The 25074-nt window shown below is 65.7% G+C and carries 24 protein-coding genes and 2 pseudogenes; 20 read left to right on the top strand and 6 right to left on the bottom strand.

The window, feature by feature from the left end; all coding sequences use genetic code 11:
* Positions 1-94: 94 nt before the first annotated feature.
* The 7 genes and pseudogenes from ET21_RS0123645 to fabI all read left to right on the top strand — a co-directional run bounded on the left by ET21_RS0123645 (position 95) and on the right by fabI (position 8356).
* On the top strand, positions 95-2452 hold the full coding sequence (locus tag ET21_RS0123645; RefSeq protein WP_004206948.1) for a heavy metal translocating P-type ATPase: 2358 nt from the start codon (positions 95-97) through the stop codon (positions 2450-2452).
* Positions 2449-2847, top strand: a complete 399-nt coding sequence (gene cueR, locus ET21_RS0123640) for a Cu(I)-responsive transcriptional regulator (RefSeq protein WP_007406402.1) — start codon at positions 2449-2451, stop codon at positions 2845-2847. The genes ET21_RS0123645 and cueR overlap by 4 nt, the downstream gene beginning before the upstream one ends.
* A gap of 41 nt (positions 2848-2888) precedes the next feature.
* On the top strand, positions 2889-3062 hold the full coding sequence (locus tag ET21_RS27960; protein ID WP_021245222.1) for a hypothetical protein: 174 nt from the start codon (positions 2889-2891) through the stop codon (positions 3060-3062).
* A gap of 188 nt (positions 3063-3250) precedes the next feature.
* A complete protein-coding gene (locus ET21_RS0123630; RefSeq protein WP_007406387.1) occupies positions 3251-4972 on the top strand; it encodes an alpha/beta hydrolase in 1722 nt (573 codons plus the stop codon).
* Positions 4973-4975: 3 nt separating this feature from the next.
* Entirely contained in the window at positions 4976-6403 is a 1428-nt protein-coding gene (locus tag ET21_RS0123625) for a bifunctional enoyl-CoA hydratase/phosphate acetyltransferase (RefSeq protein ID WP_030541622.1), read from the top strand.
* Positions 6396-7586, top strand: a complete 1191-nt coding sequence (locus tag ET21_RS0123620; RefSeq protein WP_007406370.1) for an acetate/propionate family kinase — start codon at positions 6396-6398, stop codon at positions 7584-7586. Before ET21_RS0123625 ends, ET21_RS0123620 begins: the two co-directional genes overlap by 8 nt.
* Positions 7583-8356: pseudogene (fabI, locus tag ET21_RS26260) on the top strand (enoyl-ACP reductase FabI). Before ET21_RS0123620 ends, fabI begins: the two are co-directional and overlap by 4 nt.
* A 27-nt stretch (positions 8357-8383) precedes the next feature.
* Here the strand turns inward: fabI and ET21_RS0123610 are convergent.
* Positions 8384-8803, bottom strand: coding sequence for a hypothetical protein (locus ET21_RS0123610; RefSeq protein ID WP_030541621.1), 420 nt, complete (start codon positions 8801-8803; stop codon positions 8384-8386).
* Between the two features lie 275 nt (positions 8804-9078).
* On the opposite strand from ET21_RS0123610, the pseudogene atpD reads away from it, so the two are divergent.
* The 10 genes and pseudogenes from atpD (at position 9079) to ET21_RS0123555 (ending at position 17260) form a co-directional block, all read left to right on the top strand.
* Positions 9079-10435, top strand: a pseudogene (gene atpD / locus ET21_RS26255) (F0F1 ATP synthase subunit beta).
* Complete coding sequence (locus ET21_RS0123595; protein WP_030541620.1) at positions 10432-10842, top strand: F0F1 ATP synthase subunit epsilon; 411 nt, start codon at positions 10432-10434, stop codon at positions 10840-10842. The pseudogene atpD and the gene ET21_RS0123595 overlap by 4 nt, the downstream one beginning before the upstream one ends.
* Positions 10839-11114 (top strand): AtpZ/AtpI family protein, encoded by a 276-nt coding sequence (locus tag ET21_RS0123590; protein WP_030541619.1) that lies wholly within the window; start codon positions 10839-10841, stop codon positions 11112-11114. Before ET21_RS0123595 ends, ET21_RS0123590 begins: the two co-directional genes overlap by 4 nt.
* On the top strand, positions 11111-11377 hold the full coding sequence (locus ET21_RS0123585) for an ATP synthase subunit I (protein ID WP_017501319.1): 267 nt from the start codon (positions 11111-11113) through the stop codon (positions 11375-11377). The genes ET21_RS0123590 and ET21_RS0123585 overlap by 4 nt, the downstream gene beginning before the upstream one ends.
* Positions 11374-12075, top strand: coding sequence for a F0F1 ATP synthase subunit A (locus ET21_RS0123580; RefSeq protein WP_030541618.1), 702 nt, complete (start codon positions 11374-11376; stop codon positions 12073-12075). Before ET21_RS0123585 ends, ET21_RS0123580 begins: the two co-directional genes overlap by 4 nt.
* A complete protein-coding gene (locus ET21_RS0123575; protein WP_030541617.1) occupies positions 12072-12314 on the top strand; it encodes a F0F1 ATP synthase subunit C in 243 nt (80 codons plus the stop codon). The genes ET21_RS0123580 and ET21_RS0123575 overlap by 4 nt, the downstream gene beginning before the upstream one ends.
* A gap of 1 nt (position 12315) precedes the next feature.
* A complete protein-coding gene (locus ET21_RS0123570; RefSeq protein ID WP_030541616.1) occupies positions 12316-13065 on the top strand; it encodes a hypothetical protein in 750 nt (249 codons plus the stop codon).
* A complete protein-coding gene (locus tag ET21_RS0123565; protein ID WP_030541615.1) occupies positions 13049-14569 on the top strand; it encodes a F0F1 ATP synthase subunit alpha in 1521 nt (506 codons plus the stop codon). The genes ET21_RS0123570 and ET21_RS0123565 overlap by 17 nt, the downstream gene beginning before the upstream one ends.
* Positions 14566-15414, top strand: a complete 849-nt coding sequence (locus ET21_RS0123560) for a F0F1 ATP synthase subunit gamma (protein ID WP_030541614.1) — start codon at positions 14566-14568, stop codon at positions 15412-15414. Before ET21_RS0123565 ends, ET21_RS0123560 begins: the two co-directional genes overlap by 4 nt.
* A 79-nt stretch (positions 15415-15493) precedes the next feature.
* Entirely contained in the window at positions 15494-17260 is a 1767-nt protein-coding gene (locus ET21_RS0123555) for an oleate hydratase (protein WP_030541613.1), read from the top strand.
* A gap of 143 nt (positions 17261-17403) precedes the next feature.
* Here ET21_RS0123555 and ET21_RS0123550 read toward each other — a convergent pair whose 3' ends face one another.
* The 5 genes from ET21_RS0123550 to ET21_RS0123530 form a co-directional block, all read right to left on the bottom strand.
* Positions 17404-18024, bottom strand: coding sequence for a response regulator transcription factor (locus ET21_RS0123550; protein ID WP_030541612.1), 621 nt, complete (start codon positions 18022-18024; stop codon positions 17404-17406).
* Positions 18025-18368: 344 nt separating this feature from the next.
* Positions 18369-18662, bottom strand: a complete 294-nt coding sequence (locus ET21_RS28860; RefSeq protein WP_021245236.1) for a hypothetical protein — start codon at positions 18660-18662, stop codon at positions 18369-18371.
* 320 nt (positions 18663-18982) lie between these two features.
* Positions 18983-19867, bottom strand: a complete 885-nt coding sequence (locus tag ET21_RS0123540; RefSeq protein WP_030541611.1) for a ribose-phosphate pyrophosphokinase — start codon at positions 19865-19867, stop codon at positions 18983-18985.
* Complete coding sequence (locus ET21_RS0123535; RefSeq protein ID WP_030541610.1) at positions 19864-21402, bottom strand: thymidine phosphorylase family protein; 1539 nt, start codon at positions 21400-21402, stop codon at positions 19864-19866. The genes ET21_RS0123540 and ET21_RS0123535 overlap by 4 nt, the downstream gene beginning before the upstream one ends.
* On the bottom strand, positions 21399-22859 hold the full coding sequence (locus tag ET21_RS0123530) for an MBL fold metallo-hydrolase RNA specificity domain-containing protein (RefSeq protein ID WP_193378993.1): 1461 nt from the start codon (positions 22857-22859) through the stop codon (positions 21399-21401). Before ET21_RS0123530 ends, ET21_RS0123535 begins: the two co-directional genes overlap by 4 nt.
* Before the next feature lie 272 nt (positions 22860-23131).
* On the opposite strand from ET21_RS0123530, the gene ET21_RS0123525 reads away from it, so the two are divergent.
* The 3 genes from ET21_RS0123525 to ET21_RS0123515 are packed head-to-tail and all read left to right on the top strand — an operon-like array spanning position 23132 to position 24451.
* Complete coding sequence (locus tag ET21_RS0123525; RefSeq protein WP_302621747.1) at positions 23132-23374, top strand: DUF2933 domain-containing protein; 243 nt, start codon at positions 23132-23134, stop codon at positions 23372-23374.
* Entirely contained in the window at positions 23371-24120 is a 750-nt protein-coding gene (locus ET21_RS0123520) for an isoprenylcysteine carboxylmethyltransferase family protein (RefSeq protein WP_021245240.1), read from the top strand. Before ET21_RS0123525 ends, ET21_RS0123520 begins: the two co-directional genes overlap by 4 nt.
* A 55-nt stretch (positions 24121-24175) precedes the next feature.
* The gene (locus tag ET21_RS0123515; protein ID WP_030541607.1) at positions 24176-24451 is read left to right on the top strand and encodes a hypothetical protein; all 276 of its coding nucleotides are present in this window, start codon (positions 24176-24178) and stop codon (positions 24449-24451) included.
* The last annotated feature ends 623 nt before the right edge of the window (positions 24452-25074 follow it).

Genomic DNA, 25074 nt, shown 5'->3' with positions numbered 1-25074 from the left:
AACGGGCCCGCCGATTTGTCCGCTTAGGCGATTACGTATTGACCCTGACACGGTGTCAGACCCTAGATCGTCAGGCGTCGAAAGGAGCAAGGCGATGAACGAGACACATGGAGCGGCGCATGGCGGCGGTTGCTGCGGCGGCCACAGCGCCGCGAAAGCGGCGACCGGCGTCAAGGACCCGGTCTGCGGCATGACCGTCGACCCGGCGACCACGGCGCATCAAGCCGAGCATGGCGGTGAACGCTATCATTTCTGTAGCGCGGGCTGCCGGACCAAATTCATCGCCGATCCCGAGCGCTATCTCGGCCCGCCAGCGCCGCCGGTCGCGGCGCCCGAAGGCACGATCTGGACCTGCCCGATGCATCCAGAGATCCGGCAGGACCATCCCGGATCCTGTCCGATCTGCGGCATGGCGCTCGAGCCCGCGACCGTGACTGCCGACAGCGGCCCCAGCCATGAGCTGGTCGATTTCACACGGCGCTTCCGGGTCGGCCTGATGCTGGCCCTCCCGGTGCTGATCCTCGAGATGGGCGCGCATCTCTTTCCCGCGATCCATCGCCTCGTGCCGATGTCGATCTCGGTATGGATCCAGTTCGTGCTGGCGACACCCGTCGTGCTCTGGGCGGGCTGGCCCTTCTTCGAGCGTGGCTGGGCCTCGCTCAAGACCCGCAACCTCAACATGTTCACCCTGATCGCGATGGGGACCGGGGTCGCCTGGATCTACAGCGTCGTCGCGACGCTCGCGCCCCAGCTGTTCCCGCCCGCCTTCCGCGGAGAGGACGGCATGGTTGCCGTCTATTTCGAGGCGGCCGCGGTGATCACTGTCCTCGTGCTGCTCGGCCAGATGCTCGAACTGCGCGCGCGCGAGCGGACCTCGGGCGCGATCAAGGCGCTGCTTAACCTTGCGCCAAAGACCGCGCGCCGGATCGGTTCCGATGGCAGTGAAGAGGAAATCAGCCTCGATCTCGTTGCGGTCGGCGACCGCCTGCGTGTGCGTCCCGGCGAGAAGGTGCCGGTCGATGGCGTGGTCGAGGACGGCCGTTCCTCGCTCGACGAGTCGATGGTCACCGGTGAGTCCATGCCCGTCACCAAGGCCAAGGCCGACACGGTGATCGGCGGCACGCTCAACCAGACCGGCGCGCTCGTTATCGTCGCCGACAAGGTTGGCCGGGACACCATGCTGGCGCGCATCGTCCAGATGGTCGCCGAGGCGCAGCGCTCGCGCGCGCCGATCCAGCGCATGGCCGATCAGGTGTCGGGCTGGTTCGTGCCCGTGGTCATCGCGGTCGCGGTGGTCGCGTTCATCGCCTGGGGCATCTGGGGCCCCGAGCCGCGCTTCGCCTACGGGCTGGTTGCGGCGGTCGCCGTGCTGATCATCGCCTGTCCCTGCGCACTGGGTCTCGCCACGCCGATGTCGATCATGGTCGGGGTTGGCCGCGGCGCCGGGCTCGGCGTCCTCATCAAGAATGCCGAAGCGCTCGAGCATATGGAAAAAGTCGACACGCTCGTCGTCGACAAGACCGGCACGCTGACCGAAGGCCGGCCTGCCGTCACCCAGATCGTGCCGGCGCCCGGCTTCGACGAAGCCGAACTGCTGCGGCTTGCCGCCTCGGTCGAGCGGGCCTCCGAGCATCCGCTCGCGCTGGCGATCGTCGAGGCCGCCAAGGATCGCGGCATCCCCACGAGCGACGTCACCGACTTCGATTCCCCCACCGGACGCGGCGCGCTCGGCACCGTCGACGGCCGCCGGATCGTGCTCGGTAATGCGCGGTTCCTCTCGGAAGAGGGCATAGCAACCGACGCGCTGGCGGAGCAGGCCGACGCCCTGCGCCGGGATGGCGCCACCGCGATCTTCATCGGCGTCGACGGCACCGTCGGCGGCGCCTTTGCAATCGCCGATCCCGTGAAGCAGACGACGCCGGAGGCCCTGGCCGCACTCAAGGCCGAAGGCATTCGCGTGGTGATGTTGACCGGCGACAACCGCACCACAGCAGAGGCGGTGGCAAGGCGGCTCGGCATTGACGATGTCGAAGCCGAGGTACTGCCCGACCAGAAGAGTGCCGTCGTCGCGCGGTTGAAAAGCGAGGGGCGCGTGGTGGCGATGGCCGGCGACGGGGTCAACGACGCCCCCGCACTGGCTGCCGCCGATGTCGGTATTGCCATGGGCTCGGGCACCGACGTCGCGATCGAGAGCGCGGGCGTGACGCTGCTCAAGGGCGATCTCATGGGCATCGTGCGGGCACGGCGGCTGAGCCAGGCGACCATGTCCAACATCCGCCAGAACCTGGTCTTCGCCTTCATCTACAATGTCGCCGGGGTGCCGGTGGCGGCGGGCGCGCTCTATCCGCTGTTCGGCATCCTGCTCTCGCCGATCATCGCGGCCGCCGCCATGGCGCTCTCCTCGGTCAGCGTGGTCACCAACGCGCTGCGCCTCAACCGGAAAGCGCTGTGAACATCGGGGAGGCGTCGAAGCAAAGCGGGGTCTCGGAGCGGATGATCCGCCATTATGAGAAGATCGGCCTCATCCCGGCGCCGCCGCGCCGGGGAGCGGGTTATCGCGACTATGGCGAGAGTGACCTCCATCGCCTGCGGTTCATCGCCAATGCCCGCGATCTCGGTTTTCCGATCGAGGAGATCCGGACCCTGCTCGGCCTGTGGGCCGACACGGGCCGCAGCAGCGCCGATGTAAAGCGGGTCGCGTTGGCGCGGGCGGAGGAATTGCAGCGCAAGGCCGAAGCGCTGACGACACTGCGCGAGACCCTCGTCGATCTCGCCGAGCGCTGTCATGGCGACGAGCGGCCAGATTGTCCCATCATCGCCGAACTGAGTCTCGACAGAAAATGTTAGCGCCGGCCGCCTCTCGGACCAGACCCGCTCTGGCGGCCGGGGTGCTGATCGCACTTGGCATTCTCACGACGGGCCTCGCGATATATTTCCTCGCAGTCCGCCCGCCACTGCTGGCGGAGGATCTTCGCCATATCGGCGGCAACCCGCAGACCCTTTCGCCGGTATTGCGGGACTGGTTCGGCGGGATAGCTGGCTCGCCCGTGCGACCGCACTGAGCCTCCTGATCGTATTTGGCCGCTTTTCATACAGCAATGTCGTGCTGAGCTCTGACTTCTGGGGCTGGCATATGCGAGGCAATCCCTCCGTAGGACTACGGAGTGCGCAGAGGCTTCCTGCGCTTCAGGGCTTGTTGCACCGCAGCAGGAGCGAAAATGTGCAGAGTCGAAGCAATATCCCTGACCCGTTGGACGGTCTGGCCACGACGCTGGATCGGTCGAGCTTCGCCGCCATCGCGCAGCTGACTTCAGGCCAGTCGCCCGCCACTTTGGCGCAGTCTTTTTCCGACTGGTGGACGCACATTCTCTGCTCGCCAGGCAGGCAGCTGCAGCTCGCCGCCAAGGGCGGGCGCAAGCTGATGCGGCTCGCCGACTATGCCATGCGCAGCGCATCCGGCAGCGATCCCGAGCCGGCGATCGATCCGCTGCCCCAGGATCGGCGCTTCGCCGACGCAGCCTGGAAGCGCCATCCGTTCGACCTGATCGAGCAGGCCTTCCTGCTCCAGCAGCAATGGTGGCATGCCGCGACGACCGGCGTGAGCGGCGTCACCGGGCACCACGAAGCGATCGTCGAGTTCGCGACCCGCCAGATGCTCGACATGGTGTCCCCGACCAATTTCATCCCGACCAACCCCGTGCTCCAGCAGCGCATCCTCGAAACCGGAGGACAATGCCTTGTCGAGGGTGCGCGATTTTTTTGCGACGACCTGGAACGCCTGGTACGCGGGGAGCCCGCAGCGGGCACGGAGGCCTATCGGGTCGGCGAGAAGGTCGCAGCCACGGCTGGCAAGGTCGTGTTTCGCAACAGGGTCATGGAACTGATCCAATATGCGCCCGCAACCGAGACGGTGCGTCCGGAGCCGATACTGATCGTGCCGGCATGGATCATGAAATATTACATCCTCGACCTCTCCCCGGAAAATTCGCTCATCCGCTGGCTGGTAGGGCAGGGCTACACCGTGTTCTGCATCTCCTGGCACAATCCCGACAGCGCCGACCGCGATCTCGACATGGAGGATTATCGCCTGCTTGGGCCGATGGCCGCCGTGGATGTCATCCAGGCGATTACCGGCACCGAGAAGATCCACGCGGCCGGCTATTGTATCGGCGGCACGCTGCTCGCCATCACCGCGGCCGCGATGGCGCGCGATGAAGATAAGCGTCTGGCGAGCGTCACGCTGTTCGCCGCCCAGACCGAGTTTAGCGAGCCGGGCGAACTTGGCCTGTTCATCGACGAGGCGGAAATCAACCTGATCGATGCGATGATGTGGGCGCGCGGCTTTCTCGACAGCAGTCAGATGGGCGGCGCCTTCCAGATGCTGCGATCCAACGATCTGGTCTGGTCGCGCATCCTCTCGACTTATCTCATGGGCGAGCGCGAGCCGATGACCGACCTCATTGCATGGAATGCCGACGGCACCCGCATGCCCTATGCCATGCACGCGCAATATCTGCGGCGCTTGTTCCTCGACAATGACTTGGCCGAAGGGCGCTACGAGGCCGGCGGCCACCCGGTCTCGCTCTCGGGGCTGCGCATGCCGATCTTCATGGTGGGCACGGAAACCGACCACGTCGCGCCGTGGCGCTCGACCCACAAGCTCCACATGCTGACGGGCGCGGAGATCCGCTTCGTGCTGACGAGCGGTGGCCACAATGCCGGGATCGTCTCCGAGCCCGGGCATCCTCATCGCCACTTTCGCGTCGCGACACGGATGCAGGATGGCCCGGCGCCAGGTCCCGATACCTGGCTGGAGCGGGCCGAGCTGCGCGAAGGGTCGTGGTGGCCGGAATGGAGTTCATGGCTTGGATCGCACTCGGGCAAGGCGGCCGCCCCACCGTCGATGGGCGCGCCCGAACGGAACTATCCGCCGCTCGGTGATGCCCCCGGGCGCTACGTGCTGGAGCGCTGAGCCATGGCCACCGCCAACCTCATCGAGAACCGCACGTTCGACGAGATCGCCGTCGGCGACACGGCCAGCCTCACCCGCACGCTGACCGCCGACGACATCCAGCTCTTCGCGGCGGTGTCAGGCGACGTGAATCCGGCGCATCTCGACCCTGTCTATGCCGAAACGGACATGTTCCACAGGGTCATCGCTCATGGCATGTGGGGCGCGGGGCTCATCTCGGCGATCCTGGGAACCGAGCTGCCAGGGCCCGGTGCGATCTATCTCGGCCAATCGCTTCGCTTCACCCGCCCGGTGGGCGTCGGCGACACCATCACGGCCTGCGTCACCGTCGCGCAGAAGCGCGCCGAGCATCATGTCATCGTTCTCGACTGCGCCTGCGTGAACCAAAAGGGCGAGACCGTCATCAGCGGCCAGGCCGAGGTCAAGGCGCCCACCGAGAAAGTCAGCCGGCCCCGCATGCCGCTTCCCGACGTGCGGATCGCCAGCCACGACCGCTTCCGCCAGTTGATGGAGCGCGCCAAGGACGGATCCGCGTGCGTCACGGCCGTGGTCCATCCGTGCAGCGCCGACGCCATGCGCGCGGTGGCTGAGGCCGCCGACGCCGGCATCGTCGTTCCAATTCTCATCGGACCTGCGGCGCGTATGACGAATGCGGCGAAGGACGCCGGTGTCGATATTGCCGCCTTCCGGGTGATCGGGGTCCCGCACAGCCACGCCGCCGCCGCCGAAGCCGTCGCGCGCGTACGGGCCGGCGAAGCCGCGCTGCTGATGAAGGGTTCGCTTCATACCGACGAGCTCATGGGCGCGGTCGTATCGTCCGACATGGGCCTTCGGACCGAACGCAGGATCAGCCACGCCTATGTGATGGATGTGCCCGGCTATCCGCGCCCGCTCATCATCACCGACGCCGCGATTAACATCGAGCCGACGCTTGAGGACAAGGCCGACATCGCGCGCAACGCGATCGACCTTGCCCATGTGATCGGGATCGAACAACCCAGGGTCGCGATCCTCGCCGCCGTCGAGACGGTCAATCCAAGGATGCGCACCACATTGGATGCCGCGGCGCTCTGCAAGATGGCGGACCGGGGCCAGATCGAAGGCGCGCTGCTCGATGGACCGCTCGCCCTCGATAATGCGATCAGCGAGGCGGCCGTGCGCGACAAAAGTATCGTCTCGCCGGTCGCCGGCCGGGCGGACATCCTGCTGGTGCCCAATCTGGAGGCCGGCAACATGCTCGCAAAGCAGCTGACCTTCCTGGGCGGCGCCGATGCCGCAGGCGTGGTGCTCGGCGGGCGCGTTCCGATCATCCTCACCAGCCGGGCAGACAGCGTGCGCACGCGCCTCGCCTCCTGCGCGCTCGCGGTGCTGCTGGCGCGGGCTGCAACCAAGGCGTCTCCCGGCGTTGCGGGACAGCGCCGCGATGGCTGAAATCCTGTGCCTCAACGCCGGTTCGTCGAGCCTTAAGTTCGCGCTCTACGCCGAGCCGGGCACTGATGAGCCCTCTTTGCTGGCGAGCGGCAAGATCGAGAATATCGGCCTTGAGCCGCACCTGATCGCGCGCGATGCGAAGGGGGATGTCCTTGCCGACCGGCGCTGGACGAAAGACGTCACGATCACGCATGAGACGCTGCTCAAGGATTTGCTGCGGGAGATCGAAGCTTCGGTCGGCGAGGATCTGATCGCGGTAGGACATCGGATCGTTCATGGGGGCGCCGACTATTCAGCGCCGGCGCGGGTCGACGCGCCACTCCTCGCCGCACTCGAGGCGCTTTGCCCACTGGCGCCATTGCATCAGCCCCATAATCTCGCCGCGGTCCGCGCCGTCTCCAGGCTGCGCCCCGCTCTGCTGCAAGTCGCCTGCTTCGACACCGGCTTCCATCATGGCCAGCCCCCGGTTGCGACGCGCCTCGCGCTGCCGCGCGCGCTCGGCGAAGAGGGCATGCGGCGCTACGGCTTTCACGGCATCTCCTACGAATATATCGCGCGGCAGCTGCGTTTGATCGATCCCGATACAGGCGGTGGCCGCACGATCGCCGCGCATCTCGGCAACGGGGCCAGCCTCTGTGCGATGGACGGGGGGCGCAGCATCGACACGACGATGGGGTTCACCGCACTCGACGGATTGGTGATGGGCACGCGGTGCGGAGCGCTCGACCCGGGCGCGGTGCTCTATCTTCTCCAGCAGAGGGGCATGACGGCGCGCGAAGTCGAGCATCTCCTCTACAGTGAGTCCGGCCTTTTGGGCGTGTCCGGCACATCGAGCGACATGCGCGCGCTTCTCGGCAGCGAAACGCCCGCCGCTGGGGAAGCGATCGACCTCTTCGTCTGGCAGATCGCGCGCCAGGCTGGCGCCCTCGCATCCTCGCTCGGGGGGCTCGATAGCTTCGTGTTTACCGCCGGGATCGGCGAGAATGCGCCTGAAATCCGCGCCCGCGTCGCCGATCGGCTCCGCTGGCTCGGCGTGGCGCTCGACACGGACGCGAATCTCCGCGGAGCGTCGGTCATCAGCGCGCCGTTCAGCCGTGTCACGGTGCGCATCATCCCGACCGACGAGGAGTGGATGATCGCCATCCACACCGCCGATCTTCTGCGTGAGGAGCCGAAACCATGAAACCTCTCGTCGATCTTACTGGCAAGCGCGGCCTGGTGATCGGCATCGCCAACGCGCAGAGCATCGCGGCGGGCTGCGCCCAGGCCTTCCACGACTGTGGCGCGAGACTGGCGGCGACCTATCTCAACGGAAAGGCCGAGCCGCTCGTGGCGCCCGTCGCGGAGACCCTGGGAGTCGAATGGCTCGCCGCGTGCGATGTCCGGGTGCCGGGCGAACTGGAGGCCCTGTTCGAGCGGGTGAAGTCCGAATAAGGCGGCCTCGATTTCCTGCTTCATTCGATCGCTTTCGCGCCGAACGAGGATTTGCACGGCCGCGTCGTCGACAGCTCGGCCGAAGGCCTCGCGCTGGCGATGGACGTCTCGTGCCACAGCTTCCTGCGCATGGCGCGTCTCGCCGAGCCGCTGATGTCGGATGGCGGCTGCCTGCTGTGCGTCACCTTCTACGGGTCGGAGCGGGTGGTCGAGCACTACAACCTGATGGGGCCGGTCAAAGCGGCCCTCGAAAGCGCGACCCGCTATGTCGCGGCTGAGCTTGGCCCCAAGGGCATTCGCGCCCATGCGATCTCGCCAGGCCCGATCGCGACCCGCGCTGCCAGCGGCATCGACCGCTTCGACGAGCTGCTCGAACGGGCCGCGGCGACGGTCCCGCAGCACCAGCTCGTGACCATCGAGGATGTCGGAGGGCTCGCCGCCTTCCTGGTGAGCGATGCCGGCCGCCATATCACCGGTACGATCATTCCGGTCGATGGCGGTCAGCACCTGCTCGGCTAGGGCGGCTCGCCGCGATCGGGGGCTATCCTATTTGTCGCTGGTGGCCTGCTTCTCGCCGTCGCCCGGGCTTTTCTGCCCGAACCATGGTCCGACAATGGCAGCAAAGGCATCCAGCGCCCCGGGAGCCGTCTGAGCGCTCGCGACGGCCTGCCAGGCCTGCTGCCATTCCTCGAACGCCGATCTTGTGCCGGCAATCATATGCTCGCGGACCGTGGCCATGTCCTCGAACAGTGCCCGCGGTCCGGCCGGGCTGACCGCGCCGGCGTCCGACGTCTTGTCCGTCGCGCCCGCAATCGAGGCACGCGCCTCTTCGGCGAAGCGGCCGGCGGCGCGGTTGCCGACCTCGAGCGACTCTTCGCCACCTTTCCGGGCGACTTCGGCGAGCTTCAGCATCAGGCCGACATTCGCTTTGGCGAGCGCGGCAAGTTGATCGACCGGATAGGGCATGGGACGATGAACCTTTCTCTTCGCGTCTAAGCTCCAGCGTATCGGGCATGCAGCCCTGGCCTGAGGCTCATCGCGTCGCGCCGCCGATATTCGGCGAGGCTGAATCAGAGAGAATCGGTAACTCTACGTATGCCGAATCTGCGGCTTGCCTGCGACGCTCAGCCAATGCACTTTTGGCTTGTCGTCCATGTCGTGCCCGCGGGCAGCGACTTCTACCCGTCCCGTCATGATCGCGGCACGGTCGGGCATGATTATGGTCTGACCCGGCAACCGGCATGGGCGTGATACCGTCCATAGCCAGGCTCGGCCGGATTGCGGCGCTCCGCGGTCCCGTCCTCGATGTCGAGTTCGACGAAGGGCCGCTGCCCGCAGTCAATGAAGCACTGCGCATCGATGCGGCGTCAGGCCCGCTGGTCGCGGAAGTGCAGAGCCATATTGATGATCGGACCGTCCGCGCCGTCGCGCTTCAGCCGACCTCCGGTCTGGCGCGCAATGTCGGCGTGGTGGCCTTAGGCGCACCCATCGCGGTTCCGGTCGGAGACAAGGTTCTTGGGCGGCTCCTTACGCCGACCGGGCAGGTGGGGGACGGCGGCGCGCCGCTCGGACCGGATGTGCCATTGAGGCCGATCCATCGCGCACCCCCACCGCTCGACGAGCAGAGCGCGGCGACGGCGATGTTCGAGACCGGCATCAAGGTCATCGATCTGCTCGCACCGCTTGCCCAGGGCGGCAAGGCCGCCATGTTCGGGGGCGCGGGGGTGGGCAAGACCGTGCTGGTGATGGAACTCATCAACGCGATGGTCGCCCGCTACGAGGGTGTCTCAGTGTTCGCGGGCATCGGCGAGCGATCGCGCGAGGGCCATGAGCTGCTCACCGACATGCGCGGCTCGGGTGTGATCGACAAGACCGTGCTCGTTTTCGGGCAGATGAACGAGCCGCCGGGCGCGCGCTGGCGGGTCGGGCTGACCGCGCTCACCATCGCCGAACATTTCCGCGACGAGCAGAAGCGCAACGTCCTGCTGCTCATGGATAATGTGTTCCGCTTCGTCCAGGCCGGCACTGGCCAGCGAGGTGGCCGCGCTGCAGGAGCGCATCGCCTCTGTGCATGGGGCTGCGGTGACCGCGATCGAGGCGGTCTATGTGCCCGCCGACGATTTCACCGACCCGGCAGTCACCGCCATCTCCGCCCATCTCGACAGTTCCATTCTGCTCTCGCGCGCCATGGCGGCCGAAGGCATCTATCCCGCGGTCGATCCCTTGGGGTCCTCGTCGATCCTGCTCGATCCGCAGGTCGTGGGCGATCATCATTACGCGCTCGCCCAGCAGGCCCGCGAGACGATCGCGCATTATCGCGAGCTCCAGGACATCATCTCGCTGCTCGGCATCGAGGAACTGGGCCGCGAAGACCGGCTGATCGTCGGCAGGGCGCGGCGGCTCCAGCGCTTCCTGACCCAGCCTTTCATGGTGACCCAGGCCTTCACCGGACAGGCCGGCCGCTCGGTGGCGCTGGCTGATACCCTGAAGGGCGTCGCGGCCATCCTGTCGGGCGAGACCGACGACTGGCCCGAAAGCGCCTTCTACATGGTGGGCGATATTGAAGAGGCACGCTCTCGCGTGGGGCAGGGCGCATGAAGCTGCGCATCACCGATCCGACCGCGATCCTCGTCGACGCCGATGTCGCGTCGGTTCGCGCCGAGGATGCCAGCGGCAGTTTCGGCATCCTGTCGGGCCATGCCGATTTCCTGACCGCGCTTGGCGTCTCGATCGTCTCCTGGCGCGGCCCCGATGGCGCTCCCGGCTATTGCGCGGTGCGCAACGGCATTCTGACCGTGAGCCACGGCACGGAGGTCGCGGTCGCGACGCGCGAAGGCCATGTCGGCGATGACCTTGGAACGCTCGAGCATGACGTGCTCGCGCGCTACCGCGAGCGCGACGAGGGCGAACGATCCGAACGGACCGCGTCGGCGAAGCTCAGGATGCAGGCGATCCGCCATATGGTCGAGGCCCTGCAGGGTGGTGGCCGGGAGATCGGCCTGTGAGCACGGACAAGCCCGAGCAGCCGATCGTCGAAGCCATCCGGACCCGCGCGGAACGGCGGCGGCTTGCGCAGCGGCTTCCTTCCGTCGCCCGCAATCTCGGCCAGATCGGCGTGCTCGGCTGGCAGATCGTCCTGCCCGCGCTGGTCGGTCTCGCGATCGGCCGCTGGCTCGACCACCGGCTGGATAGCGGCATCTTCTGGACCGCGCCGCTCCTGCTCGTCGGGCTCGCCCTCGGCTGCTGGTCGGGCTGGCGCTGGATGCACCGGCAATGAGCCAGCTCTCCCCCATCCTGTTCCTGGCCCTCGGATTTGCGGTCGGCCTCGCCCATTTCGCGGCCATCGCCAGAGAAGCCGACCTCGTCACCCATGGCGGCCCGGCATCGCGCGCGATCCTGCTCAGGCTCGGGCGCCTCGCCGTCACTATTCTGGTTCTTGTCATCGCCAGCCGGCAAGGGTGGCCGGCGCTTCTTGCCGCAACAACCGGCTTCATGGGCGGGCGCCAGATCATGCTCCACCGGCTCGGAGGCGCCCGATGATATTCGCGTCACCACTTGAAAGCCATGTGCTGTTCGCGATCGGTCCGGTGCCGATCAGCCAGCCGGTCGCCACGACCTGGGGCATCATGGCCGTCCTTACAATCGGAAGCTGGCTGCTGACCCGCCGCCTTGCGTTACGCCCAACCCGAGCCCAAGCGGCGCTCGAGCTGGTCGTCGAGACCGTCGCCGGCCAGATCCGCGAGACGATGGAGGCGGAGCCGCGGCGTTATCTGCCGCTGATCGGCACGCTGTTCCTGTTCCTGCTGGTCGCCAACTGGTCGTCGCTGATCCCCGGCGTCGAGCCGCCGACCGCGACCCTCGAAACCGACGCGGCGCTGGCGCTGATCGTCTTCGGCGCGACGCTCTGGTTCGGCGTCCGCGCGCTCGGGCCCAGGGCCTATCTCGCGACCTTCGCGCGCCCCTCGATCCTGCTCGCCCCGCTCAATATCGTCGAGCTCTTCACCCGCAGCTTCTCGCTGATGGTGCGCCTGTTCGGCAACGTCATGAGCGGTGTCTTCATGATCGGCGTCGTGCTGAGCCTGGCCGGGCTGCTCGTCCCGATCCCGCTGATGGCGCTCGAAATGCTGACCGGCGCGGTCCAGGCCTACATTTTCGGCGCGCTCGCCATGGTCTTTATCGGCAGCGCTATCAGCGAGAACGGCGCCCGCCCGCCATCCAAACAGGAGTCCCCCGCATGAACTGGATCCATCTCGCCAGCATCCTCGGCGGCGCTTTCGCGATCTCGATCGGCGCAATCGCCCCGGCGCTCGGGCAGGGCAGGGCCGTCGCCGCCGCGATGGACGCGATCGCGCGCCAGCCCGAAGCCGCCAACACCATCTCGCGCACGCTGTTCGTGGGCCTCGCGATGATCGAGACGATGGCGATCTACTGCCTCGTGATTGCGCTGCTGCTGCTCTTCGCCAACCCGTTCGCCTGACATGCGGATCGACTGGTGGACGCTCGCGCTGCAGGCGGTCAATGTCCTCATCCTCGTGTGGCTGCTCGGACGCTTCCTGTTCCGTCCGGTGATGGATGCCATCGCTGCCCGCCAGGCATCGGCCCAGGCGCTGCTCGACGAAGCGCGGGAGGCAAAGGACCGGGCACAGGCCGAAGCGCAGGCGCTCAAGACGCAGAATGACGGCTTCGTCGCGGATGCGGCGGCTCGCCGCGCCGAGATCCGGACCGAGGCCGAAGCGGAGCGCCAGCGCCTCCTCGCGCAGGCCAGGCTCGAGGCGGACGCCGTCGTCGAGCAAGGCCATGCGGCGATCGATGCCGAACGCGGGCGGGTGGCGGCGCAGTGGCGGGAAAAGGCAGCGAGCCTCGCCGCCTCGATGGCAGGCACGTTGCTCGCTCGTCTCCCGCCCGAGCAGACGGTGCAGGCCATGGTCGACGCGCTCAAGGCGCGGCTCGGGGACCTTTCCGAGGCGGATCGCCTCAGCCTGGCGGCCGCCGGGCCCGTCACCGTCGCGACGCCCGCGCCGCTGACGGCCGATCTGCAGACGCAGGTAGCGCGCGCGCTTGGCGAAATCCTGCCGGATACCGCGACCCCGATTTTCGCGGTCGATCCAGATCTCATCGCCGGCGCGGAGCTTCGCACGCCCCACGCCGTCGTGCGCAACAGCTGGCGCGCCGATCTCGACGCCATGGTGGAGAGCCTCAATGAGGACAATCATGCCCGGATCGCCTGAAGACTGGCTGACGCAGGCCCAGAGCTGCATCGCGCGCGCCAATCTCGGGCCGCGTGTCGATGCAATTGGCCGGGTGGAATCGATCGGCGACGGCGTTGCCATGGTCTCGGGCCTTCCGGACTCGCGCCTCGACGAATTGCTCTATCTCGCCCGGGGCCAGACCGGATTCGTCCACACGCTCGACCGGGACCGGATTGGCTGCGTGCTGCTCGACGATGCCGCACAGGTGGAGGCAGGAGACACCGTAACCGGCTCGGGCGAGGTGGTGCGCGTGCCGGTTGGCGAGGCATTGCTTGGCCGAGTCGTCGATCCGCTCGGCCGTCCGCTCGATGGGGGCGCGCCGATCCGGGCCAGGCGCTTCGATCCTGTCGAACGGCCGGCGCCGGCGATCATCGAACGCGACCTCGTCGTCCAGCCGGTGCAGACCGGCACGCTCGCAATCGATGCGATGTTCGCCATCGGCCGGGGGCAGCGCGAACTCATTCTCGGTGACCGCGCCACCGGCAAGACGGCGCTCGCGGTCGACACGATCATCAACCAGCGCACCAGCGACATGATCTGCGTCTATGTCGCGATCGGCCAGAAAAGCTCGGCGGTCGCGCGCGTGGTCGATCAGGTGCGGCGGCATGGCGCGCCGGATCGCACCATCTTCGTCGTGGCGAGCCCCGCCGCGGCGCCGGGGCTGCAATGGATCGCGCCGTTCGCGGGCTTCACGATGGCCGAGTATTTTCGGGATGGTGGCGGCCATGCGGTGGTGGTGCTCGACGATCTCACCAAGCATGCCGCGACCCATCGCGAGATCGCCCTGCTGATCGGACAGCCGCCCGGGCGCGAGGCCTATCCAGGCGACGTCTTCTTCCTCCATTCCCGCCTGCTCGAACGTGCGGCGCGTCTCTCGACGGAGAAGGGGGGCGGTTCGCTCACGGCTCTGCCGATCGCGGAGACCGATGCCGGCAACGTCAGCGCCTATATTCCGACCAATCTGATCTCGATCACCGACGGTCAGATCATTCTCGACGCGAAGCTGTTCGCGCAGGGGCACAAGCCCGCCATCGACGTGGGCACGAGCGTGAGCCGGGTCGGCGGCAAGACGCAGCTTCGCGTCCTGCGCGACGCGAGCGGGACCATGCGCCTCGACTATGCGCAGTTCCTCGAGCTCGAGATGTTCACCCGCTTCGGCGAGCAGCCCGAGCCGCGTGTCCGCGCCCAGATCGAACGGGGCAAGCGCTTGCGCGCCTTGCTCGTGCAACCGCTGTCGAGTCCCCTACGGGTCGTCGACCAGGTGGCGCTGGCCGTGGCGCTCGGCGAAGGGTTGCTCGATGGCATGGTGGTCTCGGAGATACCGTCGCTCCGCGCGCGGCTGCCCGCCTGGATCGACGATCACGTCCCCGATCTATGCGCGCAGATCGAGCGGACTGGACAGATCGACACCGCGCAGCGGTCCGCTCTGATAACGACGGTGAAAGCGCTGATCGAAAGCCAGCCGGCCGGTTCTGCATCATGAGCGATCGCCTCGCCGAGATCGGCCACCGGATCGAGACCGTCCGCCAGCTCGGTGCGGTGGTCAACGCCATGCAGGGCATCGCCGCGCAGCGGGCGCAGCAGGCGCGCGCGCTGCTGCCCGCGGTGCGACGCTATGCGGAGATCGCCCGCACCGCCATTGGCCAGGCGCGCCGCCTTGACGAGCCACTGGCGCGTTTTCCGGCGCGGGCGGTCGGTGGTGCGAGAGGCGGCCTTATCCTGTTCGGTGCGGAGCAAGGCTTTGCCGGGGCCTTTCCGGAGCAGCTGCTCGACGGCGCCGCGGCCGACATGCAGGACAGGCATATTCTTCTGATTGGCGCGCGCACGGCCACGCTTGCGACCGAGCGCGGTCTGCGCATCGCATGGAGCGCGAGCATGCCGAGCAAGGCCGATGCGCTGCCCGCACTCGCGACAAGCATCATCGACGCGCTGTACGACTATCTGGACGAGACCGGCGCGGTGCCCATCACCATGGCTTATCCGGTCTGGAGCAGCGGCAAGGGCGTCTCGATCGTGCGCGCGAGCCTCCTGCCGCTCGACCTCGACACTTTCCCCGCGTCCACGGCGGATTTGCCGCCGCTCGTCAATATCAACGCGGCGGACCTTATCGGCGACCTGACCGCGGAATATGTCTTCGCCCAGATCTGCGCGGCTGCGGTCGAGACGTTCGTCGCCGAGAATGAGGCACGGCTGCGCACCATGGCGACCGCCCGCAGCCACATCGATCGCAAGGGCGAGGCCCTGCGCCTCGAGGAGCGCCTCACGCGTCAGGATCAGATCACCAGTGAAGTCGTCGAACTGAGCGGCGGGCGACATCGGCGAGAATGAATGCAGGGCAGGCACTTCTGCTGTTCAGCAAGAAACCGCAGAACCGCCATTGTCGTCGGGATCGAAGAGGGAGTTCGCCATGCACTATAGTAGCGGAAACTACGAAGCTTTCGTGCGCCCCCGCAAACCTGAGGGCGCTGACAGGAAGACGGCCTGGTTCGTCGGCTCGGGTCTTGCGGGACTAGCGGGCGCGGCGTTCCTGATCCGCGACGGCGGCGTCGCCGGCGAGCGTATTACCATCCTTGAGGAGCTGCATGTTCCCGGCGGCGCGCTCGACGGCCTCGACGTCCCCGAAAAGGGGTTCGTCATCCGCGGAGGGCGCGAGATGGAGGAGCATTTCGAATGCCTCTGGGATCTCTATCGCTCGATCCCTTCGCTGGAGATCGAGGATGCGAGTGTGCTCGACGAATTCTACCGGCTCAACAAGGACGATCCGAATTTTTCGCTGCAGCGCGTCACGCAGAACCAGGGCCAGGATGTGCCTGACAAGGCTTTGCTGACACTCAGCGATCGCGCGCGAAGAGATCTGATCTCCGTCTTCCTCGCGACGCGGGAGGAGATGGAGAACAAGCGGATCAACGAAGTCTTCGGCGATGATTTCCTCAGGAGCAACTTCTGGCTCTACTGGCGCACCATGTTCGCCTTCGAGGAATGGCATTCCGCGCTTGAGATGAAGCTCTATCTCCATCGCTTCATCCACCATATCGGCAGTCTGGCGGATTTCTCCTCACTCAAGTTCAACCGCTACAATCAATATGAATCGATGGTCCTGCCGCTGGTCAACTGGCTGCAGGATCGCGGCGTCAGGTTTCGCTACGGCGTCGAGGTCACCGACGTCGATTTCGACATCCGGCCCGGCCGCAAACAGGCGACCCGGATTGCCTGGATCGAAAACGGGGTCGAAGGCGGCGTCGATCTCGGCGCCGACGACCTCGTCTTCATCACCATCGGATCGCTGACCGAGAATTCCGACAATGGCGATCATCATACACCGGCCAGGCTGAATGAGGGGCCGGCGCCGGCCTGGGACCTGTGGCGCCGGATCGCGGCCAAGGACCCGGCCTTTGGTCGTCCCGACGTGTTTGGATCCCATATCCCGGAAACCAAATGGGCGTCGGCGACCATCACCACGCTCGACGCGCGCATTCCGGCGTACATTCGCAAGATCGCCAGGCGCGATCCGTTCAGCGGCACGGTGGTGACCGGCGGCATCATCACGGTCAAGGACTCGAGCTGGCTGCTGAGCTGGACGGTGAGCCGGCAACCCCACTTCAGGAAGCAGCCGAAGGACCAGATCGTCGCCTGGTTCTATGCCTTGTTCGTCGACCGACCCGGCGACTATGTGAAGAAGCCGATGCAGGACTGTACGGGCGAGGAGATCACGCAAGAATGGCTCTATCATCTCGGCGTGCCGGTCGAGGATATTCCTGGGCTCGCCGCGACGGGGGCGACGACCGTGCCGGTGATGATGCCCTACATCACCGCCTTCTTCATGCCGCGCCAGGCCGGCGACCGGCCGGACGTGGTGCCCGAGGGCGCGGTCAACTTCGCCTTTGTCGGCCAGTTTGCCGAGTCGAAGCAGCGTGATTGTATCTTCACGACGGAATATTCGGTGCGCACGCCGATGGAGGCCGTCTACACGCTGATGAAGGTCGAACGGGGCGTGCCGGAAGTGTTCAACTCAACCTATGATATCCGCACGCTTCTGGCCACAATCGGGCCGCTCAGGGATGGCAAAGGGATCGACATTCCCGGCCCGTCCTTCCTGCGCAAGCTGTTGATGAAGAAGCTTGAAGGCACAGAGATCGCCCAGCTGTTGGAAGAGTTTCATCTCCTTTCGCGATAGCAATCAAGCGCGACCCTTCGCCTGGGCTCACGAAAATTCCGCCAAAAGCTGATGAACAACGTCGATGCATCCCGGCAGGCACTATGTCCGCGCCATCAGGTGACACGCAGAGATTCAACCGCAGCAGCCCTGGCCGCCTTTACCTACAGCGGCCTTCCCATTCCAGCCGCAAAGGCGATCCGCAAGGTTTCGGCAAGGGTACGGACTCCAAGCTTGGACATGATGCTCGCGCGATGGACTTCGACCGTCCGTGAAGAAATGCCCAGATCATAGGCGATGGTCTTGTTCGGAAGGCCTTGCGCAAGGCCTTCGAGAACATCCCGTTCGCGCGGTGTCAGTAGATCGACCTGTCGGCATGCCTCGGCTTCTTCGAGAGCGCGCCCCTCGGCCGTGTCGATGCGCGCGAACGCTCGGTCTATCGCATCGAGCAGCAGCGCCCGTTCGATAGGTTTGGCCAGGAAATCGACAGCACCCGCCTTCATCGCTTGGACAGCAAGCGCAATGTCTCCGTTGCCGGTCAGCATCACGACTGGCATGCTTATATCCATCTGCGTCAGCGCTGCCTGAACCTGTAGACCGTTCATGTCCGGCATGTGCATGTCGAGAACGATGCTACCTCTTTCAGCTTCATCTGCAATTTTCAGAAAGTCGACTCCCGAGCCATAGGTCTCGACGGCAAATCCCGCTGTCCTTAATGTGAATCCTACAGCTTTCCTGATTGTTTCTTCGTCATCAATGACATGAACGACGCGCTTGCTCTCCATGGCCCCCCGGACGTGTTGGCATTGCTGCGCACCCCAGCGGGCACAGCTTCAAAGGGGAGACCTTCTACGGGTAGGACCATGGTCCAAGGTCAAGGCCGAAATACCGCCGCATCACAACAGGCAAGGCAGGTGCTCGGCGAGAGGGGGGTAAGCGACCCGGCATCATGTGCCGAACTTTGCGAGATGACCGCTCTTGCGAACGGGGCGGCGCTCCCTCTGGTCTCCCGGCGGCAAGGCGCCGCAAGACGCTGCCGCCGGGAGTGGGCACGCCTCTTGGGGGATGAGCGCGCTGGTTGCTCCTAAGCTCGACGCGTCATGTTGTCATGGCAAGAAGCTGATAATCGCTATTCTGTGTCAGCAGCGCGCCGTAACGCCGATGTCCGGGGCGGATCGCAGCTCCGCTCGCGCGCCGCTACGGCACGGCGAATCCGATTCAGCACGAACCGGTGATCATAGGGTTTTGAGATCGAAGGCTGATCATCGCAGAGATCGCCCGCCTTCCGTGTCGCAGTTTCGATATTCCCGGCGAGGATGGCACCGATACCGGGTTGTTCCTGACGAACCAAGGATGCCAGGCCCGCGCCGCGCTCAGCGCGATCGAGCCAGCGCAGCGCTGCCATCACATCGTCGACCGGCACCGGGATGCTGGCGGGCGACGGAGGGCCGGTTGGCCCTCGACGGCGGAGCGATCGGACGCCCAGGATGCAAGGATGGCGGGCTTCACTTCGGGCTCAAGCTGCGGGTCCGAGCAACGATGAAGGGATCAAGGAAAGAGCGTGTGTGCGACATGACATATCCTCCTTTCCTGCCGCGACTTTCTCCGAAAGCGAAGTTCCCGGAAGATTGGTTCGGGCTCGTGTAGGGTCAATGGATGGGAATGCGCCCGGCGTTTGCCGGGCGTTCGTTTTCATCGTGCATTGAGCATTGAGTACTGAAGAACTGACGCGCAGCGCACCGTTCAAATTCCGTGACGAACGGCCTCCGCAATCGCCGGCATCACGTCGATATCATTAGAGGTATGCGCAACAGCGTTCGTGCTCACGATCCTCTCGACGAGCCCACCCAGGACTTGCGCTGCATCGCCGGCGAAAAGCGGATGCACGACCACGCAATCCGGTCGCGCGAACCCCATGCCGACCAGCTGGCGCGCCGCCTCGGCGAGGGTCCGGCCGGATGAGGCGATATCGTCGACCAGCACCGGCTGGCGATCGAGAAACGCTGGGGCATTCGGAATCGAGATGGTGACGTCACGGTCGCCGGACCGGATTTTCTCGCACACGAGAAACGGAGCATCGGCATCGGCCGCCACCTGCGAGACCCACTGTTCGCTTTCCAGGTCCGGACCGATGATCAGCGGACGAGCGACATTGCGCTTGATCCACGAGGCCAGAAGCCGCGCAGCATGAACAACCTGGGTCGGGATGCGGTAGATTTCCGACAACGCATGATAGCGGTGGAGATGCGGATCGACCGTCACCAGCCAGTCGAGATGGCGGGACAGGATCGCGGCAAAGGTTCGCGACGTCACCGCCTCGCCGGCATGGAAGCGAATGTCCTGGCGCATGTAAGCGAGGTAGGGGGCGACGAGCCCGATCCTGCGAGCGCCCAGATCGCGCGCGGTGTCGGCTGCGAACAGCAGCGGCAACAGCTTGGCGTCCGGATGATCGAGACTGCACAGCAGGATGACGTCGCGGTCGCTGATGTCGCTTACGACCCTGAGATAGGTTTCCCCGTCGGGAAACTGACGATGCTCGATCGTGCCGACCTCTGCATCGAGTGCGGCGGATAGCGGCTGTGCCAGGGCCTCGCTGCCAGACAGCGCGAACAGCACGGGACGGTTCATAGCGCTTCAATCCCGAAGATCGGCCCGTCGCTCACCGCATAGGCCGCCGCATAATCGAGCTCGCCCGGGCTCTCGGCATGAATGGTGCTCAAGGGAGCCCCGGCATCCACCATCTGGTTCAGCCGACACTGCAGCGCGACGCCGGCGGCCTTGGCCATCGGCGCGCCGGCAAGCTTCGCGACCGTCGCGAGCTTGCGATTGTCGATACTCACCAGGCGGCCGCTATAGGGAGCGATCATATCCTGTTGGAACCGGGCGACCGGTGGAGCCCGCATGCCGCCCTGCGCTTCGCAGATACGTTGGAACTTGGCCCAGGCCCGGCCGCTTTCGAGGCACGCCCGCGCACGCGCATAGCCTTCGCCGGCCGGGGCCGCGTCCGCGAGCTCAAGCAGTCCTCCCGCCAGCTCGCAGGCCCGGTGGGCGAGATCCTCGGCGCCAGGCTGCCCCTGGAGCACGGCAAGGATATCCTGCGCCTCGAGCGCCGGACCGATGCCCCGTCCGATCGGCTCCGCGCCGGGGCCGCGCATCACGCGCGTGCGAAGCCCGAAGGCTTGGGCGACCGAGCTCAGCGCGCGCTCGAGCGTATCGGCGGCAGCGGCTCCGCGGACCTTGGCGGTCGGCCCGACCGGGATGTCGATGACCAGATGGGTCGCACCGGCCGCGACTTTCTTGGACAGCACCGAGGCGACCATCTGCCCGACGGCATCGATATCGAGCACGCGCTCCACGCCGATGATCACGTCGTCGGCAGGGCTGAGATTGACGGCGCCGCCCCAGGCGATGCAGCCGCCTTCGCGCTCGACCACCTTGCGGATTGCGGAAACGTCGAGGTCGACAGGTGCCAGCACCTCCATCGTGTCCGCCGTGCCGGCCGGCGAGGTGATCGCCCGCGACGATGTCTTGGGCATGATCAGGCCCTCCGCGGCCATGATCGAGACGATGATCGGCGTGGTGCGATTGCCCGGCAATCCACCGACGCTATGCTTGTCGACGATGACCGTTCCGGGCCACTGCAATCGCTCGCCGACATCGACCATCGCCCTGGTCAGGCTGATCGTTTCGTCCGTATCGAGCGGGACCGCCGAGCAGGCCGTGACGAATGCCGAGAGATGGACATCGCTATAGCGTCGCTCGGCGATGTCGGTGATGATCGCTGAAAAAGCCCCGTCACTGAGACGATTGCCATAGATACGCCGACGCACTTCGGCGAGCGAGGCGAGAGGCTGGGCGTGCGCGATCTCGACCGGATCGCCCTCGCTGACGCCGAGCCGCTGCCATGCGGATTCCGAGAGGCCGATCTCGCCGGGCGCTGGAGCCTCCGCGGAACTGTGCAGCAGCGAGACGACGATTTCCCGCCCGCCGGCGCGCAGCGCGACCTGCGCGCGGGACGCAAGACCTTCCGAGCGGCAGACGGGACAGTCGTGGCGCATGACCGCGATCAGATCGCTACCGGCACCCGACAGGCCGATGCGGCGTGCCCGCAGCGTCGTCGCGACAGACTCTGCTTCGGCGTTCTCGATGATCCCGGGCTTCACGCGAGCATGCCCCAGCTACCCAGCGCCGGTACGCTGCATGCCCAGCCCAGTTCCTCCGAGACACGCTTCGCCAGGACGTGGGCGCCGGTCGGCTCGCCATGGGTGACATAGACGTGGCGCGGGGCCTCGTGCAGCGAGCCGAGCCAGCGCATGAGCTCGTCGCTGTCGGCATGCGCCGAGAGCATCGTCAGGTTGGCGACCTCGGCTTCGACCGGGATATACTCGCCGTGGATCTTGATCGTCCGGGCGCCGCCGATCATGGCGGCGCCGCGGGTGCCCGCCGCCTGGAAGCCCGAGAAGAGGATGAGGTTCTTCCCATCCGGCGCGAAGCGCTTGAGATGGTGGAGCACGCGGCCGCTCGTTGCCATTCCGCTGGCCGAGATGATGACCTTTGGGGCGGGGTTGGCGGTGAGTTCCTTGGATTCCTCCACTTCGCGCACATAGTGCGCGACGCTGCACGCCGCTTCGCACTCGGCGCGGGCCAGGCGATGCTCGTCCATGAAATCGCACATCAGCCCGCTCGCGTTGATCGCCATCGGGCTGTCGAGGAAGATCGGGATGTCGCGGAGGCGTCCCTGCGCGCGCAGACGCGAGAAATGATAGAGAAGCGACTGGACCCGTCCCACGGCGAAGGCCGGGATCACCACCGTCCCTCCTCTCTCGACGCATCGTTCGACATGATCTCCAAGCGTCTTTGTCGGATCGACCTGCTCGTGGCGCCGATCGCCATAGGTCGATTCCACCAGGACATAGTCGGCGCGCGCGGGCGGCTCGGGATCCTTCATCACCGAATCGCCGTAACGGCCGATGTCGCCTGAGAAGAGGATTGTCCGCCCCTTCCAGTCGATCTCGATCGACGCCGCGCCGAGGATGTGGCCGGCGCGATGATAGCGCACCCTGATGCCGTCCGTGACTGCATGCCACGCTCCGAACTCGATCGGCCGGAAGAGCTGCAATGCCAGACGCGCGTCAGCCTGGGTGTAGAGCGGCAGCGCCGGCTGGTGCCTGGAGAAGCCGTGCCGGTTGGCGAACTCCGCATCCTTTTCCTGCAGATGACCGCTGTCGGGAAGAAGGAGCTCGCACAGGGCCGCGGTCGCCCGGGTGGCAAGGACGGTACCGTCCCAGCCCAGGCGCGCCATGCGCGGTAGCGCGCCCGAGTGATCGAGATGAGCGTGGGTCAGCAGGACTTGGCCGACATCGGCGACTTCGGGTGGAATTGGCGCCCAATTAAGGCGGCGCAGATCCCTGGGTCCTTGAAACAGGCCGGAATCGACAACGATCTGAGTTTCACCATCGTCCACCAGATAACGCGACCCTGTGACCGTTCCCGATGCGCCGAGAAAGGCGACGCCGAGACCATCGGCCGGGCGCTTAGCCAGATCGATCCTTGCTTCGCGCTCGAGGACGGTCACGCCGGACTGGTTGCGGGAATGGTGCCGTTTCTTTCTCTTGTGCATGGACGCGGGCCTGCCTCTCACGATTATGTTCGTGAGCGCAGCTTTGATTCGCGGACGCCGCACGCCTATACGCAAAAGCCGCAGCACGACTGCTGCTCCCGACAGTTGCGTCGCGCGAACACCGGTGGCCGATCCGATCGATCACCTTACCCATGCTTGCGCGATGCCCTTCGGACTTCGCTCTCTACTTATACCTTGCTCCTTGGACTCGAGCCTATGCAGGCTGGACGTTGACTAGAAGAGAACGGCATATGGGCGAACATGACCATCGCATGCGCAAGCGCGGCAAGATCGTTCTGATCGGCTTCCTGCTCGTCGCCAGCTTCTTCCTCATTACCGAGCATACCGCGCACTTCCTGGGTGTGCTGCCCTATCTCATCCTGCTCGCCTGCCCGCTCATGCACCTGTTCATGCACCACGGCCAAGGTGGGCATCAGCATGGCCATGAGCCCGGCCAGGCACCCGCCGGCTTGCCGGCCAATCCCAACGGCCGCATCGAAGGAGAGTCGCGATGACGCACGCCGACTATGGCTATGGTCTGTGGGGGCTCGCGCTGGTCAATGCCGCCGTTTTCATCCTCTTTGCGTTCAGCTTCTTCAAGCCGGCAACGCGGCGCGACTGGCGCAGCTTCGGCGCGTTCAGTGCGTTCATCGTCGCGCTCTTCGCCGAAATGTATGGCTTCCCGCTCACCATCTTCCTGCTGTCGGGGTGGCTCCAGTCGCATTTCCCCGGCGTCGACTGGTGGAGCCACGATGCTGGCCACATCCTGGAAATGATGTTCGGCTGGCGCATCAATCCGCATTTCGGCCCGTTCCACATCGCGAGCTTTGTGCTGATTGGTGTAGGCTTTTGGCTAATCTCGATCGCGTGGACGGCGCTTCACACGAGTCAGCGCAAACACGAATTGGCAATGACGGGGGTCTACGCCCGGGTGCGGCACCCTCAATACGTAGGGTTCATCCTCGTCATGCTCGGTTTCTTGCTACAATGGCCGACGCTTCTGACGCTTGCCATGTTTCCGGTGCTGGTGGTGATGTACATTCGTTTGGCTAAGCATGAGGAGAGATACGCGCTCGCGACCTACGGCGATAGCTACCGCCAGTACATGGCCCATGTTCCCGCCTTCTTCCCCAGCTTGCGTTGGAAGCGGGAGATTGCAGGACTGGCCTTCACAGGAAATGCTCGAATGGCAGGCCATCAGACGGACGGGCCGGTTAGCGAGGGTTCTCGAGAACACGACAACATGCTGCCAGGAGGTTAGACGTTGTCCTCCTCCGCAAGATCATCACGAACATGACGAAATCGAGGGGGCGTATGTGACCATGCAGGTGACGATCCTTGCGATTGTAGTAAACGGCGTTCCCGTCCTGAGCCTCCATCAGACCCGATCCGCGGCCTGGAAGCGGCTCATGAGATTCATAGACGCGAAATGGCCGGAGCGCCTGGGAGCGATGCTTCCCCCTGCCGAAGACGAAGCGAAGGCGCGCATGTTCTTTCGCGAGGAAGATAAAGACCTGTACGCGATCATCGACGCCGACATATCAGAGCTGCACGATGCCTTGGGGTGGGTCAAAGATCCCGTCGTTGGTTAGCCCGTCACGCGATCGCCCTCGAAAAGCTGGGCCGCCCACCGATCGAGATCGCAGCCACGTCCTGAACGTCACCGAAGTTCAGGACGTGACCGAGCCCGGGCAGTGCGATCGGGCGCTATCTGTAAGCCGGACAAGCAACTGACCTGTTCGACCGCCGTGCCAGCGGGCTGATTGCCAAGGGCGCGGCCGGATTTTGCGTCGGCGCAACGGGTGTCAGTCGGTGTCGGCCTCTATGGAGAGATGTGCAGCGGCTGTCATCTATCGCCCCGGCGCGGAGGAATCGGAGGTGAGCCAAGGCCCTTAACGGCAAGCCCCGAACTGGCGAGGGGTGGCGCAACGCCTCACGCCCGCTCAGCAGCCCTGGATTATCAAGCATGGTGTAAGCTGACGGCCGAGCCGGCGGGGGGCAAGACGCACCGGATCCCCTGTCTGGGACACGGTGGCGTTCGTGCGCTAACTCTCGGGGATGACGGCTGAGCCGTACAAGCGCTGGTCGCGGGCGCACCTGTCGGCCACGCGGGATGATGAAGAATCTGGCAGGCACGAAATGAGACACGCAAGGATGGAGATTCGACGGCTCTGTTGCAAAAATCGTGAAGCTTGAGCATGCTTGGCGGAGATTG

It is taken from the genome of Sphingobium sp. DC-2 (assembly GCF_000722555.1).
Classification (GTDB): domain Bacteria; phylum Pseudomonadota; class Alphaproteobacteria; order Sphingomonadales; family Sphingomonadaceae; genus Sphingobium; species Sphingobium quisquiliarum.
The sequence above is the reverse complement of the archived record's forward strand: the minus strand, read 5'-3'. Positions and strand labels throughout refer to the sequence as shown.

Coding starts and splice junctions, on each gene's coding strand:
- ET21_RS0123520 (WP_021245240.1), top strand. CDS start 23,371: ATGACGCACGCCGACTATGGCTATGGTCTGTGGGGGCTCGCGCTGGTC.
- ET21_RS0123585 (WP_017501319.1), top strand. CDS start 11,111: ATGAGCCAGCTCTCCCCCATCCTGTTCCTGGCCCTCGGATTTGCGGTC.
- ET21_RS0123530 (WP_193378993.1), bottom strand. CDS start 22,859: ATGCACAAGAGAAAGAAACGGCACCATTCCCGCAACCAGTCCGGCGTG.
- ET21_RS0123525 (WP_302621747.1), top strand. CDS start 23,132: ATGCGCAAGCGCGGCAAGATCGTTCTGATCGGCTTCCTGCTCGTCGCC.
- ET21_RS0123570 (WP_030541616.1), top strand. CDS start 12,316: ATGCGGATCGACTGGTGGACGCTCGCGCTGCAGGCGGTCAATGTCCTC.
- ET21_RS0123595 (WP_030541620.1), top strand. CDS start 10,432: ATGAAGCTGCGCATCACCGATCCGACCGCGATCCTCGTCGACGCCGAT.
- ET21_RS0123540 (WP_030541611.1), bottom strand. CDS start 19,867: ATGAACCGTCCCGTGCTGTTCGCGCTGTCTGGCAGCGAGGCCCTGGCA.
- ET21_RS0123550 (WP_030541612.1), bottom strand. CDS start 18,024: ATGGAGAGCAAGCGCGTCGTTCATGTCATTGATGACGAAGAAACAATC.
- ET21_RS0123610 (WP_030541621.1), bottom strand. CDS start 8,803: ATGCCCTATCCGGTCGATCAACTTGCCGCGCTCGCCAAAGCGAATGTC.
- ET21_RS0123645 (WP_004206948.1), top strand. CDS start 95: ATGAACGAGACACATGGAGCGGCGCATGGCGGCGGTTGCTGCGGCGGC.
- ET21_RS0123620 (WP_007406370.1), top strand. CDS start 6,396: ATGGCTGAAATCCTGTGCCTCAACGCCGGTTCGTCGAGCCTTAAGTTC.
- ET21_RS0123625 (WP_030541622.1), top strand. CDS start 4,976: ATGGCCACCGCCAACCTCATCGAGAACCGCACGTTCGACGAGATCGCC.
- ET21_RS0123565 (WP_030541615.1), top strand. CDS start 13,049: ATGCCCGGATCGCCTGAAGACTGGCTGACGCAGGCCCAGAGCTGCATC.
- ET21_RS0123575 (WP_030541617.1), top strand. CDS start 12,072: ATGAACTGGATCCATCTCGCCAGCATCCTCGGCGGCGCTTTCGCGATC.
- ET21_RS0123560 (WP_030541614.1), top strand. CDS start 14,566: ATGAGCGATCGCCTCGCCGAGATCGGCCACCGGATCGAGACCGTCCGC.
- ET21_RS0123580 (WP_030541618.1), top strand. CDS start 11,374: ATGATATTCGCGTCACCACTTGAAAGCCATGTGCTGTTCGCGATCGGT.
- ET21_RS0123555 (WP_030541613.1), top strand. CDS start 15,494: ATGCACTATAGTAGCGGAAACTACGAAGCTTTCGTGCGCCCCCGCAAA.